The 17,342-nt window shown below is 61.6% G+C and carries 13 protein-coding genes, 1 tRNA gene and 1 pseudogene; 6 read left to right on the top strand and 9 right to left on the bottom strand.

Features of this window, described 5'->3' with window-relative positions:
- Positions 1-1,482: a PLP-dependent aminotransferase family protein gene (locus IPM54_30375; GenBank protein MBK9264095.1), complete on the bottom strand. Its 1,482-nt coding sequence runs from the start codon at positions 1,480-1,482 to the stop codon at positions 1-3.
- Positions 1,483-1,551: 69 nt separating this feature from the next.
- On the opposite strand from IPM54_30375, the gene IPM54_30370 reads away from it, so the two are divergent.
- From IPM54_30370 to IPM54_30360, 3 genes are all read left to right on the top strand, one after another.
- On the top strand, positions 1,552-2,652 hold the full coding sequence (locus tag IPM54_30370) for a GNAT family N-acetyltransferase (GenBank protein ID MBK9264094.1): 1,101 nt from the start codon (positions 1,552-1,554) through the stop codon (positions 2,650-2,652).
- 80 nt (positions 2,653-2,732) lie between these two features.
- Positions 2,733-3,932: a pyridoxal phosphate-dependent aminotransferase gene (locus IPM54_30365; protein MBK9264093.1), complete on the top strand. Its 1,200-nt coding sequence runs from the start codon at positions 2,733-2,735 to the stop codon at positions 3,930-3,932.
- A 151-nt stretch (positions 3,933-4,083) separates the two neighbouring features.
- Positions 4,084-4,158 (top strand) — tRNA-Val (locus tag IPM54_30360).
- Between the two features lie 208 nt (positions 4,159-4,366).
- Here IPM54_30360 and IPM54_30355 read toward each other — a convergent pair.
- Positions 4,367-5,970, bottom strand: a pseudogene (locus tag IPM54_30355) (TIGR02266 family protein).
- Between the two features lie 248 nt (positions 5,971-6,218).
- Between IPM54_30355 and IPM54_30350 the strand changes: the two are divergent.
- Positions 6,219-6,560, top strand: coding sequence for a PilZ domain-containing protein (locus IPM54_30350; GenBank protein ID MBK9264092.1), 342 nt, complete (start codon positions 6,219-6,221; stop codon positions 6,558-6,560).
- A gap of 158 nt (positions 6,561-6,718) precedes the next feature.
- Here the strand turns inward: IPM54_30350 and IPM54_30345 are convergent, their stop codons facing one another.
- The 7 genes from IPM54_30345 to pilB form a co-directional block, all read right to left on the bottom strand.
- Entirely contained in the window at positions 6,719-7,249 is a 531-nt protein-coding gene (locus tag IPM54_30345) for a hypothetical protein (GenBank protein MBK9264091.1), read from the bottom strand.
- A 114-nt stretch (positions 7,250-7,363) separates the two neighbouring features.
- Positions 7,364-9,055, bottom strand: coding sequence for a hypothetical protein (locus tag IPM54_30340; protein ID MBK9264090.1), 1,692 nt, complete (start codon positions 9,053-9,055; stop codon positions 7,364-7,366).
- Between the two features lie 117 nt (positions 9,056-9,172).
- Positions 9,173-10,387 (bottom strand): DUF4398 and OmpA-like domain-containing protein, encoded by a 1,215-nt coding sequence (locus IPM54_30335; GenBank protein ID MBK9264089.1) that lies wholly within the window; start codon positions 10,385-10,387, stop codon positions 9,173-9,175.
- On the bottom strand, positions 10,384-10,662 hold the full coding sequence (locus IPM54_30330; protein ID MBK9264088.1) for a DUF4398 domain-containing protein: 279 nt from the start codon (positions 10,660-10,662) through the stop codon (positions 10,384-10,386). The genes IPM54_30335 and IPM54_30330 overlap by 4 nt, the downstream gene beginning before the upstream one ends.
- 301 nt (positions 10,663-10,963) lie before the next feature.
- Positions 10,964-11,629, bottom strand: coding sequence for a transcriptional repressor LexA (gene lexA / locus IPM54_30325; protein MBK9264087.1), 666 nt, complete (start codon positions 11,627-11,629; stop codon positions 10,964-10,966).
- Positions 11,630-11,754: 125 nt separating this feature from the next.
- Positions 11,755-12,882 carry a type IV pilus twitching motility protein PilT gene (locus tag IPM54_30320; GenBank protein MBK9264086.1) on the bottom strand — a complete coding sequence of 376 codons (1,128 nt, stop codon included), beginning with the start codon at positions 12,880-12,882 and terminating at the stop codon, positions 11,755-11,757.
- A gap of 2 nt (positions 12,883-12,884) precedes the next feature.
- Positions 12,885-14,609, bottom strand: coding sequence for a type IV-A pilus assembly ATPase PilB (gene pilB, locus IPM54_30315; GenBank protein MBK9264085.1), 1,725 nt, complete (start codon positions 14,607-14,609; stop codon positions 12,885-12,887).
- A 126-nt stretch (positions 14,610-14,735) separates the two neighbouring features.
- Here pilB and IPM54_30310 point away from each other — a divergent pair, with 126 nt between their 5' ends.
- Both IPM54_30310 and IPM54_30305 read left to right on the top strand, forming a co-directional pair.
- Positions 14,736-15,968, top strand: a complete 1,233-nt coding sequence (locus IPM54_30310) for an FHA domain-containing protein (GenBank protein MBK9264084.1) — start codon at positions 14,736-14,738, stop codon at positions 15,966-15,968.
- 197 nt (positions 15,969-16,165) lie between these two features.
- Complete coding sequence (locus tag IPM54_30305; GenBank protein ID MBK9264083.1) at positions 16,166-17,230, top strand: serine/threonine protein kinase; 1,065 nt, start codon at positions 16,166-16,168, stop codon at positions 17,228-17,230.
- Positions 17,231-17,342 lie beyond the last annotated feature (112 nt).

Raw genomic sequence — 17,342 nt, 5'->3', positions numbered from 1 at the left:
TTACATTCGCGCCTTGGCGCTTCGAGGACGTGACGCTGCCAGTCTCGCGACGGCTTCCCGTATCTCGCGCTCGTTCAGGGCGGCAAAACCCGTACGGAAGAACGGTCGCGATCGTCCATCGAACGCGTAACGTTTTCCTGCGTGAACCACGAGCGCGTGCTCTGCAGCGCGTTCGGCCCATGCATCCACGTCGATGTCCGCTGCGACGCGGAGCCACAGAGCCATGCCTCCCGAAGGCACCGTGAAGTCGAGGTATCCCGCGAGATGCTTGTGGAGCGCGCTGGCGAGCGCGTCGCGACGATCTTGGTAGATGCGGCGCATACGTCGCGCGTGCCTTTGCACTTCGCCATCTTCGAGCAACTCGGCCGCCGCACGCTCGATGGCGAGATCTCCTTGCCGATCGACGAAGTAGCGGATTGCAGCGAGCCTGTCGATGAGCGGTGCTGGGGCCGCGACAAACCCAATGCGCAACCCCGGAGCAAGAATCTTCGACAACGTACCGATGTAGACGACGACACCTGCGCGATCGGCGCTCGCGAGCGGCAGGACGGGACGTCCGTCGTAATGAAACTCGTGATCGTAGTCGTCTTCGATGATGGCGATTCGTCGCGTGCGCGCGAGCTCGAGCAAGCGCAGTCGTCGCGGTGGAGAAAGCACCACCGTCGATGGGTACTGGTGGTGAGGCGTCAGGTACACGGTACGCACGTTTTCGCGATCGGCGAGGGCTTCCAGCGCATCGACGGAGAGCCCTTCTTCGTCGACGGCAAGCGGCACCAGACGCGCGCCAGTTTGTCCTAGCGCTTCCCACGCTGGTCGGTATCCAAGTGCTTCGACAGCAACGACGTCACCTCGAGAGAGCAGCGCGCGTGCCGTCAGGTCCAGCGCCATTTGGCTTCCGCGCGTGACGAGCACTTCTTCGGGCGACGCGACGATGCCCCGCACCGATCCGAACATTGCCGCAAGTGCCACGCGGAGTCGTTCATCACCGCGCGGATCGCCGTAGTCGAAGAGGCGTTTGTCGGAGCTTCGCGCTGCACGCCGGTACGCGCGTGCGATGATTTCCGTTGGCAAGAGACGCACGTCGGGTGTTCCTGCGGAAAGAACGATCGTTCCGCGTTTGTGCGCGTGCACGGGTGCAGCCGTCGATGCGGACGACATGTCGAAGCCGAGCCGCGCTGCGATGCCAGCCTGCGCCTTCGACGACGAGCGTTGCGTTGCCATGTCCGGTATGGCGGTCGAGACGAACGTGCCCTGTGCTGGCGAGGTTTCGATCCAGCCTTCGGCGCCGAGCTCTCGGTAGGCCGCGAGCACCGTGTTGCGATGCACGCCGAGCGATTCGGCAAGCGCGCGGCTGCTTGGCAGGGGCGCACCGGGCTTCAATCTGCCGCGACGAATGTCGTCCATCACGGCGCGCGCGATGCGCAGAAAGAGCGGCGTTTCCGATGAAGGATCCAGCGCGATCTCGACGGGAAATGTGCGCATGGAACTGGTCTATCCGATTTTTCGGTTCTGGTCCTGTGCAACGTACCAGTCGACCTTCAGATCATCACCATGCGCAAGGAGATCTTCCGAATGGACCGCGCGAGTGCCATCGAGCTGCTCGCGCGAGCGACTACCGTCCACTTCGCCTCATCGACCGCCGAAGGCGAACCGGTGCTGCGCACGATGCACGCATCGACTGTGGGCGACTGGGTGCTTTTTCACGCGGCCCCCGCCGGCGAAAAGATGAACGTGCTCGGGCGGCGAGCCGTGGTGAGCGCCGAAGAATTCATCGCATCGATCCCGAGCTACTTCGTCGACCCCGAACGAGCTTGTCCGGCGACGACGTTCTACCGGAGCGTTCAAGTGCACGGGACGATCGAGCGTGTCGATGATGCGACTCTGAAGACGAAGATGCTCGCGGCGCTCATGGCGAAGCATCAGCCTGAAGGAGGTCACGTGCCGATCGAGGCTGACCATCCGCTCTATCGCAAAGCGATCGACGGCGTGTTGGTGTTCGGGCTGCGGCTCGACGTCGTCGATGGCAAAGCGAAACTTGGGCAGAACCGAAGTCCTGCCGAGATCACGCGCATCGTGGAGCTTTTATGGGCGCGTGGAGGGGCAGGGGATCCGCGAGCCGTAGACCTCGTGCTTCGTGCGCATCCGAAGCTTCCGGTGCCGCGTTTTCTCGAAGCGCCCGACGGCGTGCGGCTCGTGTGTGCAATGGGCGAGCAGGATGCCGACGAAGCGACCGAGATGTTGCGTGGGACGTACTGGCAAGAAGGTACGGATCCGAAGAAAATTCGACGCAGCCTGCTTGGGTCGTCTGCATGGGTTGGTGCGCGCGATGCGACGGGAACACTCGTCGCGATGGCTCGAGCGATCAGCGATGGGGGAAAGCGCGCGTGGATGTACGACGTGATCGTGTTGCCCGGGCGTCATGGTCGAGGGCTTGGGACCGCGGTGGTGCGGCTGTTGCTCGACCATCCTGAGGTGCGCGGAGTGGATCACATTCTGCTCAATACGCGTGATGCCCAAGGTTTCTATGAGCGTTTTGGATTTCGAACTCGCACCGTGTCTCCAGGCTCGCGTCTGTCCGAAATGATCCTCGAGCGGACGAACGGTAAAGTTGGTGTTCCATCGAGTTACTTGCTTGCATCGGTCGACGGTTGAACGTATCGAAATTGTGTTCGGGGGCCGTCACGTCTCCGGCGTTTTCGGCGGGCACTCGACCTGTTGGATTGGGTGGCGATATGCCTCGAAATTTCGCTGATCGTCTTTCCGCGGTGGCTCCGAGTGCGACGCTCGCGATGGCGGCTCAGGCCGCTCGTTTGCGCGCCCAGGGGCACAAGGTTTTTCCGTTCAGTGTGGGCGAGCCCGACTTCGAGACGCCCCGCCACATACGTGAAGCAGCAGCGGTTGCCATTGCCGCCGGCGCTTCGCACTACACCGCGGTTTCCGGCACGCCTGCACTGAAACAAGCCATTTGTGCAGCAACGCAGCGCGACCGTGGGTACAGCATCACGCCTGATCAAATCGTCGTTTCGTGCGGGGCGAAGCACGCGCTTTTCAATTTGGCGCTCGCGCTCTACGGCCCTGGCGACGAAGTCATCATTCCAGCTCCGTACTGGGTGAGTTACCCCGAACAAGTGCGGATCGTCGGGGCAAACCCCGTCATCGTCGAAACGCGCGAGCAAGACGGTTTCCGCATGGACGCCGCGAGCCTCGAACGAGCGATCACCGATCGCACCAAAGCGATCATCATCTGCACACCGTCGAATCCGACCGGCTCGGCCTACGCCAGGGAGCACCTCGAAGTGCTCCTCGACGTCGTACGTCGTCACGACTTGTGGCTCGTCGTCGACGAGATCTATGCGGAGCTCGTGTACGACGGTTTCGAGCACGTCTCGGTGCCCGTGATCGCGCCAGACTTACGAGATCGTACGATTGTGATCAACGGCGTGAGCAAGACGTACGCGATGACTGGATGGCGCATCGGGTGGAGCATCACGCCGCCCGAAGTCGCGAAGATGCTGGACATGGTTCAGAGCCAAAGCACGACGAACGCGACGGCGGCAGCGCAAGCGGCGGCAGTAGCGGCGCTCGTGGGTCCACAAGACGAAGTGCGCATGATGCGTGAAGCATTCGAGCGACGTAGAAACTTGATGGTCGAGGGGCTGCGCAGCATTCCGGGCGTTACGTGTCGCATGCCCGAGGGTGCGTTTTATGCCTTTGCAGATGTCCGTGGTCTCTACGGACTGCCGTACAAGGGCGCCAAAACGCAAAACGACATCGATGTGGCCATGTGGTTGCTCGAAGAAGCGCATGTCGCGTCCGTCGCGGGAACGCCGTTTGGAGCGCCTGGATACGTGCGCTTTTCGTACGCGTGTTCGGAGCAGGACATCGAAGCGGGGATCGAAGCAATTCGGCGTGCTCGAGCGGCGGGGGCCTGAACGACACTGTGTGGAAGTCTCGTGCAAGAGACGGTTCCGTGAACTGCCAGGACAAACCCATCGCAAAACTCTTGTCGTGTCTCGCGGCCTGCGCTAGTGATGCTCCTGCAATTCGACGGGACGCACCGAGCGGACGCGTCGAAACGGCATCGGGCGCATAACTCAGCGGTAGAGTGCATCCTTCACACGGATGAAGTCACAGGTTCAAATCCTGTTGCGCCCACCAAGTCGTTGCAGCTCAAACCGACCCCTCTGCTCCTGTAGCGAGGGGTTTTCTGTTTTGTACGACAATCGTTGACGAGGCTCATGCGGGGCATGGGGAGCTGTCTGCGAGCCCATCGCAAACGAGGCGCGAGCGGGTGCTGGCGCCCGCGAAGCGAGCGCGCAACACCCGGCTTGGATTCAAACTGAACGGGAAGGGTTGGGACCGACGATCACTCGTAGTCGTCGGCAGGTGCCGGAGCGGGCTTCGGCGCGGGAGCCGGTGCAGGAGCCGGTGCGGGAGCGGGGCCGGAGCCGGAGCGGGCTTATCGGCAGGCTTCTCAACCGGTTTGTCCGCGGGCTTCTCGGCCGGTTTGTCTGCCGGTTTGTCCGCGGGCTTCTCGGCCGGTTTGTCCGCAGGTTTGTCCGCGGGAGCGGGCTCTGTGGGAGCCGCCGCGCTCGCAGATGCCGGCGGTGCAGCCGATGAATCCGGTGCAGCCGATGAATCCGGTGCAGCGCTTGCAGAAGCTGCGGGCTCCGCAGCCGATGGCGCGGCCGTGACGGGAGGCATGGGCAGCGCAGCCGTCTCGGTCGGCTTGGCCGTCGTCGCACTTGCCGTCGGCGCGGGCTTGACCGGTTCTGCTGGCTTGTTGCTATCGCCGAGCGCCAGGAAGAGCGCGCCGACGACCGCTGCGGCGATGAGCAGAATCGTCAAGATGCGCCCGCTGCCACCACTCTCTTCGGCCGGCTCTGGCGTCGAAATCGTCGCCTTTGCGACCGGTGCTGCGGCCTTCTTGACGGCGGGTTTGGCATCCCCGTCTTTGCTCTTCGCGGCTGCTGCTGGTTTCTTGGACTCGGTCTTCGCTGCTGCGGCAGGCTTCTTCTCTTCGACCTTCTCCTCAGCAGCCTCGTCCTCATCATCCGCGGCCTTGGCCGGCACAGCCTTCTGCTCTTCTTCGGCCTTGGGCTCTTCGGCCTTCGCTTCTTCAGCCTTGGGCTCTTCGGCTTTCGCCTCTTCGGTCTTGGGCTCGTCGGCTTTCGCTTCCTCAGCCTTGGGCTCTTCAGCCTTCGCCTCTTCGGCCTTGGGAGCTTCGGCAGATTTTTCCTCGGCCTTGGGTTCTTCCTTGGCGAGCTCGATCTTGCCGCCCACTTCGTCGAGCGAGCTTCCCGTGCCTTCGAGCGCTTGCTTCAGAAGCTCCGCAGCCTGACGCATGACGGTGCGCTCTTCGGGCGGAGGCATCTCCGCTTGAGGATCGGTCGTCGGGAAAAACCCTCCGCCACCACCGCCGGCATCGGGCTTCTTGTCTTCGGTCGAGAGGGGTTTGCCCGCGGCCTTCGCTGCAGCGCCCACCGTCCCGAGTCCAAGCATCGTTGCGCCGCGCGGAGACGGCTTGGCAGCGGCCGGCGAAGATGCCGCAGGCGCACTTGCAGCAGGCGCATCGTCGTCGCCTCCTGCATCCGCAGGCTTGCCCGCATCGTACGCATTCGGGCCGTCGCCTTGTTTATCGACGAGCCGCTGGATCATCGCCTTCGTGGTGTCGTCGATCTTGATGAACTTGACGCCCATCCCAGCAGGCGATTCGTCCGCCGCTTGATCAGAATCGCGCTTCCACACGACGCGTCCAACACCACTCAGCACCGGCTTTTCGTCCTGGATGCGAATCTCGAACTTGAGCAACGTCCCAGGCGGGAACGGCGATGCAGTCTTGATGAAGATCCCGCCCTTGCTCACATCATGCGAATGGTTCTCGATGAACTCATCAACGTTGGCGCTCTTGTAGCGCACCGTCATCGAGAGCACCTTCGCTCGCGGGTCCTTACGAGTTTCCTCAGCCATCAGGGTAGAGCTCCCATCTCGATCGGCGAATCGTCGCCACTCAAGCTCGCCTGGAAGCGAGCAGCGGGGCGGATGTTACCTTGAGGCGACGTAAAAACCCAACTACGTTGCACTTCTATTTTTCGAGATTTTGTCGAGAGCCACGAAACGAGCCATCCACGACCCTAGAACGGCGATGTGCCCGCACGCTCGCCGTCATAGAATCCTTGCCCATGGCCCCTTGGGACCACTTCCGTGCGCATGGACGCGTGCCCGTCCAAATCGATGCCGTCCTGAGACAGCAGGATGCTCTCGCGCTCCCCGTAACCATCCGCGATCTCGGCTTCGGAGGGGCAGGGCTCGACATCGCCGATCCGACACTTCGACCCTCCACGCAAGCAACATCGTCATCCTTCGAGCTCACCTGCGACATGCCCGTTGTGCTCGAGCTCGTGGCTCCCGTTCTCTGGGACCCGCTGCTGCTTCCTGGAAAGATCGCCTGGAGCCGCCACAACGCGGCCGGCACTCGCCAACTGCGCGCCGGCATCCGCTTCGAACCACTCGCCGCTACCACCCTGTTGTCGCTCTTCGACGTGCTCAGTTCCCACTGACGCTCGCGCGCACCAACACGACACGCACGCCGATCGGATGTCCTCGCAACACGTGCACCTGCACGCGACACTTCGAGCGATACATGAACGGCTGCAAGTGGTTCAGACTCAACGTGAAGATGCGCATGCAAGTGCTTGAAATAATTTAATAATATTTATCATGGACGATGTAGCGCCGCGCGGTGCCCTTCCTGGTTGAATCGGACGGCATACAGGCCTCCGAAAAGCGCCGACACGATCACCGCGCATGTCCAAAACAGCGGACCCAAGATGAAGCTCGCGCCCATGAGCTTGCCGAAAAACAGGATCACGACGCTCCACATCAACACCGTTCGCAGCGGTGCCGCGTACGCCAGACCAACGCCTGGAAAGAGGGCTGCGAGCAGGACGGCCAGTGTGACGCTTTTCGGTGGCGCGGGACGATGCGCAGGCTGCATGCGCCATGCGCGAAGATCTACGTCCGCGAGCGCGCGCTTCGTGGTCGTGGACAAGCCGCGCACGCGATAAACGACCGAATCGTGGACGTCGTCGACCTCGACGTCGACGCGTCCATCACGCGCCATCCGATCGAGAAACGTTTCTGCACGAGCCGGATCGATGCGCAGGTGCGCAACGACGTTGGCCACCGTGAGTGGCACGCCCGTCGCCGCTAGCTCGATGACCGCGATCTGGAACTCCGCGTAGTCCACGTGCGTTGTTGTAGCGCGCGTGGCGGCGACGAGGAGGGAGCGCCGTGTCGTTGGAGCACGAACGTATAGCGTCCGGACAAACCGAGCTTGATGGGAACGAGCTTGGCGGGAAGATCAGAACGCGAAGACGGGACCGACGGTCGGAGCGATGACGACGGAGAAGGTCGTCAGCATGAACATGAGCTTGAGCTCGCCGTTGATGCCGAAGTTGGGCGTGATTCCGTAGGTGACCCCGGCGCCGACGGAAACGAAGTTGAGGCCCGAAATTTGGTACGCATCGAGCGAGCGGGGCGCTGCTTTGATGGTGTCCGAGCACGAGCTGTCAGCGTCGGCGTCCGGCACGGGATCGACGCCGTTCGTGTCGAGCTGATCGCAAACGGTAACCGGAACGGACGCGGAAACTTTCGCGAAGCCGGCACCCAAGAACGCGTACGGACGAACTGCGCCAGCCTCGAAGGTGTTGCCGAGGAAGGAGTAGTAGCCGCGTGCTTCGAGGTGGAGCGGCGGGAAGGGGACCATCTCGAGGTGTTGGCTGTTCGGTGGTGTTTCCTCCGAATTCGGATGCCCGCCGAACGCAATGCCTACCTTTGCGCCAAGACCAATAAAGCCAGGGCCGACCTTCGCGAACTCGCGGTCGTACGAGAGGAACACGCGCCCGCCGGCGGCTGCAAAACCGCCCTGCACGCCGTTGGTGCCTTGCGCGGAGATGGGATCACCGAAGAAGCGATCCGATGTGCCGGCGTAGAAGCAGTAGTACGCGTCGTTATCGCCCGAGCAGACGTTTTCGGCGGTGCTGATGAGCATCAGGTCGAACTGCCCGCCGAGGCCGATGATGTTTTTCTTGCCTTTGGACGCTTTGCCTCCGCCGCCTCCGCCGCCATCGCGCTTGCCTTCTTCGCACTGACTGTTTTCGCAGATGAGGCCTGCTTGGCACTCTTGATCTTCTTCGCACGACGAGCCCCAGCCCTTGTCGCCGCGCTTTTCGCCGCCGCCCTTTTCACACCCGGGCAAACCAGGCGGGCAGTCTTCTTTGGCCTCACATTGCTCGGGCGGCTTCTTGCCGGGGAACGAAGGCTCGTCGCCTTCGAGCTCGCGCTTGATGGTCACGCGATGAGGTTCTTTCGCCGAGCCCGCTTTGAGTTGCTCGCCGGCATCATCGGTGACGATGATGTAGTACTTGACGTCGCCCGTGGTCGTGACGTCCTTGCAGGGAATCTCCGCACCCCAGCCCTTGCCGATGCGGTTCATGTCGATGGTCTGCCACTTCGTCGAACCGAAGGGCTTGTACTTGAGCTTCACCGTCTCGACCGAGATGTCTTCGGGAACCTCGATGTAGATCGGCACAGGCGTGTTGACCGCCTGCTCTGAGGGAGGCGTGTGCGAAAGGTCGCCTCCGGCGCTCGGTTTGTCCCCGTCCTCGCCGTCGTCGGGCTCCTTTTCAGGCTTGGTGGGCTTGGACTTTGCGGCGATTTCCTTGGCTTTCTCGAAGGCTTTGGCGAGCTCGGGCGTCGTGTACGACTCGTTGAGTTTGGCGCCTGAGTCAGCCTTCAGTGCCAAGACAAACTGGTCTCTGGCCTGGTCGAGATTTTGCCGTCCGCCGCCGTAGACAGTGCCGAGCGCGATGTGCAGTTTCCCTACGACAGAGGACGAACACGCGCCGTCGTCGCACTTTTTGAGTGCGTCTTTCAGCTTGGTCTCGGCCTTGTCCAAGTCGAGGTTGAGGTAGTCCTCGTCCATTGCGGCGTCGTGGAGCTTCATGGCTTCTTTGTCTTTTTCGGCAGCAAATGCCGTAGACGCGTAACCCATGAAGCCACTGAACAAGGCAGTGGAGAGTGCGAGAGCAACGATCGACCCAAACGGACGAAGATTCACGGCGGTGAGTCCTCCGAGATGCAGACGAAAGGAGGGGAACGAGTCCCGATATTAGGGCTTTGCTTCCATCCGGACAAATTGCACGCGTCGATTCAGCGCGCGATTTTGATCGGTGGTGTTTGGCACGAGCGGCACTTCCATACCGTACCCGCGCGACGTGAGGCGATTCGCGTCGATCCCGTGCGAGACGAGGTACTTCAAGACAGACAAGGCGCGACGATCCGAGAGTTTCTTGTTGTAGTCCGGTCGACCCTTGTTGTCGGTGTGACCCTGGATCTCGATCTTGATCTTCGGGTTGTCCTGCAAAACTTGGACGACCGCATCGAGGATCGGGAAGCTCTCCGGCTTGATCTTGTCCTTGTCGAACTCGAAGTGGATCTGCTGCATGATCTTGATTTCCTTCTCCGTCACGACGACGAGAGAAGGTTTCTTCGGACAACCGGGTTTGTCCCCACCAGCCACCCCAGGCTCGTTCGGACACTGATCTTCGATGTCCGGCACAGTGTCCTTGTCGTTGTCGGGCTCGGGGCAGCCGTCCGCATCCTCGTACCCATCCGGATCTTCAGGATCATTCGCGCAGCTCTTGCCCGTCGACGTGTCCTTGTCGGCATCGTCGAGGATGCCGTCGAGATCGTTGTCGAGCTCGGGACAACCGTCGTCGTCGAGGTAGCCGTCCTTGTCTTCGGGCACGAGGACACACGTGTCCTTCGAGTCGGGTATGCCGTCACCATCGAGATCCGGATCGTCCGGACAACCATCGTCATCCTGGTACCCGTTGTACGTTTCGGCATCGCACGGGCACTTCTGATCGAACGGATCGAGCAGACCATCGCCATCGCAATCGCCTGGAGGCGGAGGCGGCGGGGGAGGCGGCGGGGGCGGAGGCGGCGGAGGCGGCGCATCATCATCGAAGCCACGCTCGGCGCACTTCTGCGGCGGAGACAAATCATACGCCGCATGCGCGTTGGCGCGAGCAATGTCGAGGTGCGCCTTCGCCTTGAATACGAACCCTTGATCGAGCTCGGTTTCAGCGAACGTGAGGTGACTCTTTGCCGTCGCGAGCTCGCGTGGTGCGCATCGAATGGCACCGTTGCGTTCGGCTTGCGCCGCGACTTTCGTGAGGCCCGTGATGTCGCCACGCATGACCGAAACCTGCGAACAGGACGCTTGCGTGACGGCAATGACGACGAGCGCAGGAAGACCAAGCGTGCGCGTGATTCGAGCAGGAGTCGCTACGGCATTGTCGTTCGTCGGCGTGCGTTTCATCGGCCCGATCCTTCGTGCGCCTGTTTCGACAGCATGATCGCGCGCTCTGCTTTTTCTTCAGCGATGCTCGCGAACTTGATCGCATCGCCGTAGTCCGCAGTAGCGGCTTCTTCCATCGCCTTTTGAAGGTGCTCCTTGGCGTACCAGAACTCGTACGGAGCATGTCGCTCTGCACCGAGCGCTTCGGCGGCTTCGATCTTCGATGCCGCGCCGCTCGAAGTGATGGCGTAGATCGAGCCACCGCAGCCGGTGCCGACCGACGAGCACACGAGCATGCATGCAAGCACTGCCCATGGTGCTGCGCTTCGCTTGGGGAGGATGCTCGGGCGAGCCGAATTGCGACCCAATACCACCGTTAGCAACCGCTTCACGTGCGCCTTCACGATCGCGTTCTTTCTGGGCGACGTCCTGGTCAGTCCATCACGCCGAGCCCAGCGGGACGCTATCAAGTCGGCGCCTCACGCGTCAACCCGCGTGTGGATGGTTCTGGCAACTGCAAGCTCGGATGGAACGAAGGAAGATGGGCCGCGACGTTTGCGAAGCGGCAAACTCAGGGCCAACGCCCCACTCGAGGCATCAAATGCGGCGGAAGACGCCGACCACCGTGCCGAGAAGCATCGTCGGCTTGAAGTCGGATGCGCGCACGAGGATGGGGGCCATCTTCGAGTTCGCAGGCTGGAAACGAACGTAGTCCTTCTCCGGATAGAAGTACTTGACCGTCGCTTCGTCGCCGATGAGCGCCACGACGATTTCTCCGCGATGGGCCGTCGGCTGACGCTTCACGAAGATGTAGTCGCCGTTCAAAATCCCAGCTTCGATCATCGAATCGCCCGTCACCTTGAGGCCGAAAATTTCACGGCCTCCACGCACGAGCGTCCGATCGACGCGAACGGTGTCGATGATCTGTTCGTCCGCCAAAATCGGCAACCCGGCAGCGATCCGGCCAACGATCGGCACGTCGACCATGTCGTCCTCGGGTGGAGGCGACGGTAGCTGAACAATGGTTGCGTCTTCTTGCACGCCATCGGCCATGTCTTTCGGCCGAAGCGCACGGCTTTTCATGTCCTCGCGCGTCAAGTACCCCTTGCGCTCGAGGGCTCGGAGATGGTCGTTCACCCCGTTGGTTGAGCGAATCCCCATGTGGGCACCAATCTCGCGCAACGTGGGCGGATAGCCCCGGTCGTTGATGGATTGGCGAATGTAGTGGAGAACTTGTTGTTGCCGCTCGGTAAGGCCCTGCATCGCACCTACCACCCTACTGAACGGGCGATAGGGTGTCAAAATTCCTGCGTCCATTTGTCGTAAAGACCTTGACGGACGGGAAAAAGCGACGATCCGAGCTCGTCGGACAAACGGAAACCAAGACGTCAGGAGTTCATCGGACGATTGCGAGCCACCGGTGTGCGCCCCTCGATCATCGCGCGAAGCTCTTCGATCTCTCCGGCGTGTCCATAACAGTCGTCGAGCGTGATGAGACGTCGCTGATACAGGCCGTACAGCGACTGATTCATCGTCTGCATTCCGCTACCTGCCTGCCCGACCTGCATCTGCGAATACACCTGATGGAGTTTGTCCTCGCGGATGAGGTTTCGGATGGCCGGGTTCGGCACCATGACCTCGACCGAAAGCACACGGCCACCACCGATCTTCGGTACGAGCTGCTGCGACATGACCGCGGCGAGCGTGAAGCTCAACTGAGCTCGCACCTGCGATTGCTGATGCGACGGAAATACGTCGATGACGCGGTTGATCGATGTGACGGCACTGTTCGTGTGCAGCGTCGCGAAGACCAAGTGACCCGTTTCGGCGATCGTCAGCGCAGCCTCGATCGTCTCGAGATCACGCATTTCGCCGACGAGCACGACGTCCGGATCTTGCCGAAGCACATACTTCAACGCGGTCTTGAACGCTGACGTGTCCGCTCCGACTTCACGTTGGTTCACGATCGATAACTTGTGGTTGTGCATGTACTCGATCGGGTCCTCGATCGTGATGATGTGCAGGCGCTGCTCCGAATTGATCTTGTCGATGATGCTCGCGAGCGTCGTGCTCTTGCCCGAACCCGTCGGTCCCGTCACGAGCACCAAACCACGAGGTTTGTTGGCGATTTCGTTGACGACCGGGGGCAAACACAGTTCGTCGAAGTTCAAAATCTTGAACGGAATCTGACGAAACGCGCCCGATACGGCTCCGCGTTGCATGAAAATGTTCGCACGAAAACGCGACAATCCTTGGAGCCCAAAGGATAGATCGAGCTCGTTTTTCTGTTCGAAGATCGATTTCTGTTCGTCACTCAAAACCGAATAACAAAGCTCACGCGTATCGTCTTCGCTGAGAGGCGGGAGCTTCAGCGGAACGACAGCGCCGTCGATGCGAAGCACGGGCGGCGATCCACGCGTGATGTGCATGTCGCTCGATCCCTTGTCGACCATCACCTTCAGGAGCTGATGGAGCGTGTACCGAAGAGGTTCTCGAACCTGGCCCTCAGCGCTCATGATCAGTCTCCCATCGTGCAGCGACCGACTTCCTCGGTCGTCGTCATGCCCTGACAAATCTTCTCGATGCCTGCCATGCGCAGGGTGTTCATGCCGCTCTTGATCGCCGCGACCTTGAGCTCGGCGGTGGATGCGCCCTGAAGGACCAAGTCCTTGAGCGGTTCGTGGAAACGCATGACTTCATAAAGTGCGACGCGACCCTTGTAGCCCGATCCGTTGCACGTCTTGCAGCCGGAACCCTTCATGAGCTTGGCCTTTGCGATCTGGTCGTCGGTGAAGCCAAAGTCCTTGAGCTGCTTCGGATCCTGCGTATGGGGAACTTTGCAATCCCCACAAATCTTGCGGGCCAAACGTTGCGCGAGCACGAGGTTCACGCTGGCCGTGATGAGGAACGGCTCGATGCCCATGTTGAGCATGCGCGAGATCGTCGAAGGTGCGTCGTTCGTGTGCAGCGTCGAGAGCACCATGTGCCCCGTGAGCGCCGCTTTGACTGCGATCTCAGCCGTCTCGAAGTCGCGAATCTCGCCGACCATGATGATGTCCGGATCCTGGCGAAGAAACGAGCGGAGTGCGGCGGCGAAGTTCAAGCCAATCGAGTCGAGCATCTGCACTTGATTGATGCCGTGCAGGTTGTACTCGACCGGGTCTTCCGCGGTGCTGATGTTCGTGTCCGAAGTGTTGAGCTCCGACAGCGCCGAGTAGAGCGTCGTCGTTTTTCCCGAACCCGTCGGGCCCGTGACGAGTGTCATGCCCCAGGGCTGATTGATCGCCCATTGGAAGTCTTCGAGCGGTCTCTTGTCGAAGCCGAGCTTCGTCATGTCGAGCTGCAGGTTCCCCTTGTCGAGGAGCCGCATGACGATCTTTTCACCCCAAATCGTCGGACAAACGGAGACGCGGAAGTCCATCTCCTTGCCCTTGCCCATCTTGAGCTTGATGCGCCCGTCCTGTGGCAAGCGGCGTTCGGCGATGTCGAGCGAGCTCATGATTTTGATGCGGCTCGCAATCGCGTTCTTGAGCTTGAGCGGAGGCTGCATCTCTTCGAGGAGCACACCGTCGATGCGATAACGCACGCGGAGCTTCTTCTCGTACGGCTCGATGTGGATGTCGCTCGCGCCCTTCTTGATCGAGTTGAGCAGGATGGCGTTGACGAGACGCACGACAGGCGCGCCTTCGGCCTGCTTCTCCAGCTCCATGACGTTGATGTCTTCGGCCTCGATCGAAATCTCGACCTTTTCTTCGCCGAACTCGGCGAGCATCTCGTCGTAGTTGGTCGTTGCGACGTATGCGGCCTCGATCGCCTGCATGATCGCGTTCTCGCTCGCAACACGCGGCTCGATGTTCATGCCCGTGAGGAACTTGATGTCGTCGATCGCGTGCAGGTTCGTCGGATCGGCCATCGCCACGACGAGCGACGAGCCACTCTTGCCCACAGGAATGATCTTCTGCTTCTCGCAAACGTCGCGCGGTACGAGCTTCAGGACTTCGGCATCGAACTCGGTCGCCGTCAGATCGACGACGGCGATGCCGTATTGCGTAGCGAGAAAGTTCGCGATGTCGTCGTCGGATAGGTAGCCGAGCTTGGTCAGAACTTGATTGAGCTGCGTCCCCGTCTTGCGCTGTTCCTCTTGCGCCTGACGAAGTTGTTGCAAGCTGATGAGCTTTTCGCGAACGAGCAGTTCGCCGAGACGGCCTTGGGCGGCAGTGGATGCAGAAGAGGTGGTGGACATTGGTCCACGATGGTCTGCGCTGGAGAAAGCCGAGTCAACAGGGCGCGTTCGTGCTCGATGATCCACGAAGCGATCTGTGTTCGAGGCGCTCCCTTACACGTCCACGGCGCGCTAGGATGCGCCGCGGTGGGCCTCTTCGATCGCTTCACGCGCGGCCGGCGTGCCAAGTCGGCTCGCGCCAAAGAGCTATCCGGCCAGCTTGCAGAAGCCGTCTCTCTCTACGTAGAAGCCGGCTTGCCAGACGAAGCTGCGCGCGTGCTGCTGCTGCGCGCCGATGCTGAAAGCATGCCGGAACAACGCATCGCTTTCTGCGATTTGGCCGCCCGCACCGCGAAGGACGAAACGCTGCGAAAAAGCGCCCTCGGACGAAAGGCTCTCATCTCTTTCGACGTCGTGCGATCCCGTCCAGGAACCCCGCTGCGCAGCGAGCTTGCGCGCGTCGCACGCGACCTCGAAGAAGCCGGGCTCCTCGAACGAGCGACCGAGGCATACGCGCTTGCCGGTGACGCCGAAGCGGAAGTGCGGATGTTGACGGAAATGGGAGCCATCGAGCAGCTCGAAGAACGGCTCAAGGCATCCAACACGGAATCACGCAAGGCGCGCATCATCGCCGACGCTCGCAGTCGAGTCGCCGATCTCGATCGAATGGCCGAACGACGTGCGGCCCTCGAAGCGGCGCGCGTGGCACTCGCTGAAGAAGACGACGAAACGATCCGCGACATCGTACGAAGCATCCGTGCACGGCTGCTGACGGCACCGGCGGTCCACTTGGAAATTCGAGGACAGCTCGCGCATTGCGCGCTGGGCCGCGAGGTGACCGTGGGCCGTGGCGACGCAACGATCGTCGTGGGCATGCGCGCTATCAGTCGAGTACACATCGCAGTCCGTCGCGAAGGCAACGAGATCGTCGCGTGTGATCTCGATACGCGCAACGGGACGATGCTCGCCGGCGCACGTGTCGATGGGCCCATTCCCGTGCGTGGCGGAATCCGTCTCGAGCTCGGTGGCGAAGTGCCATGCACGATCGAGCCAACTTCGTCGTTCGAGCACGACCTCGCGCCTGAAGGCGTCATTGTGAACATCGCCGACACACGGTGGATCATTCCACTCGGTGAGCTCGTCGTCGGCGACTGGCGTATTGATCGCGTCATGCATGGAGGCGACGCATTCATCGTGCTGCGCACGCCCGCGGGTGCGTCTCGGCCCATCCTCGTGGATCCAAAACGGAAAGAACTGGAGCTCGCCGGAGAAGTCGAGCTCTGCCAAGGCGATGAATTACGTGCCGTGCGCGGTGGGCCCATCGTGCTCCGTGTCGCTTCCGATCCGTTGGGTCATGGTGGAAGCGGGTCGCAAAGATGAGCATTTGGCGGCGCATTCGAAGTCGATTGTTTGGGGACCAAGAATCGTTGCCAGCCGCTGAGGCAGCCGAGGATCGACCATCCACTCCCCAAGTCGAAGACGCGTCGCATACAGCGCCTGAGCACGTCGAATCTCCCGAGCTGCAGCGTCTCGCGCGGGTGGGGTTGGCGGACGGCCCAAGTGAAGCCGAGGCCGTCATGCTGCTGCGCAAGGTGCGAGGCACGGTCGACGAGGCTCAGGCCGTCACGCGCGTTCTCGCCGCCAGCACATCTCGTCTGGTGTCTGAATCCGTGCGCATCGCGAGCGCCGATATTCTCGCGTCGCGCGGTGATGAACGCGGAGCACTGGATGCGCTCCGAGGAGCATCGAGCACCGCTGCGCTCATGCTAGCTGCCGATCTCTACGCATCGCTCGGGCAATTCCCCCGTGCGCTCAGCACCATCGAACGCGTGCTCGCATGGAGCATCGACACACCAGGTGCGCGCGAAAGGCACACGCGGTGGCGAGCAGCGGTAGGCGCTGCGCCAACGCCAACGCGGCGACTCGATGAAGCCACGGTCGTGACCGATGCAGGTGCACGCGCGCCCTATCGATTGCTTCGCGAAGTGGCCCGAGGTGGAGCTGGCGCCGTGTATGAAGTGGAGGACGAGCTCATCGGGCGTCGCCTCGCCTTCAAGGTCTACCATCGACGCGGCAAGGACCGAGAGCATCTCGAGCGAGAAGCTCGCATGGCGATTCGCCATCGCGGACCGGGCGTGATTCGCGTGCTCGATGCCGATCCCGAAGACGGCTGGGTGTCGCTCGAATGGATTGCTCGCGGGTCGGTTCGCGATGTGCTCGCACGTGGCGAAGTTTCGCTCCTTCTACCGATGAAGCGGTGGGCCGTTCCGCTTGGACGAACCCTTGCGCGTTTGCATGGGGCTGGAATCGTCCATGCCGACGTGAAACCGGCCAACGTTCTGCTCCGAGATCCCAGCGATCCCGTGCTCGGCGACTTCGGAATCGCTCGGCCCATTGGTGCTGCGTACATTGGAGGCAGCGCAGGCTACATGTCGCCCGAGCGTATCGCGGGACGAACGAGCGATCCGCGTGACGATGTCTATGGTTTTGGCCGGGTCGTCGAAGATGTGCTCCATCGTCTAACTGAACCCGGCATCGGCGCAGCCGACCTAGCCTCTTGGCGAGCGCTTGCGGACGAGTGCATGGGTTCCGACGAGCAGCGTCCTGCGAATGGAGTCGAGCTCGTCAAACACCTCCCATGATCGACATCACGCTCATCGATGCCCGACCCACTGAACGAGTGGGACGTACCAGCTTCTGCTTTCCGCGCACTTTTTGCGTCCGATGCCTGGTAGATTCCGTGACTCGAATGAT

Source organism: Polyangiaceae bacterium (genome assembly GCA_016715885.1).
In the GTDB taxonomy this organism is placed as follows: domain Bacteria; phylum Myxococcota_A; class Polyangia; order Polyangiales; family Polyangiaceae; genus Polyangium.
Note: the sequence above shows the minus strand (reverse complement) of the source record. Positions and strands in the feature narration are given on the sequence as shown.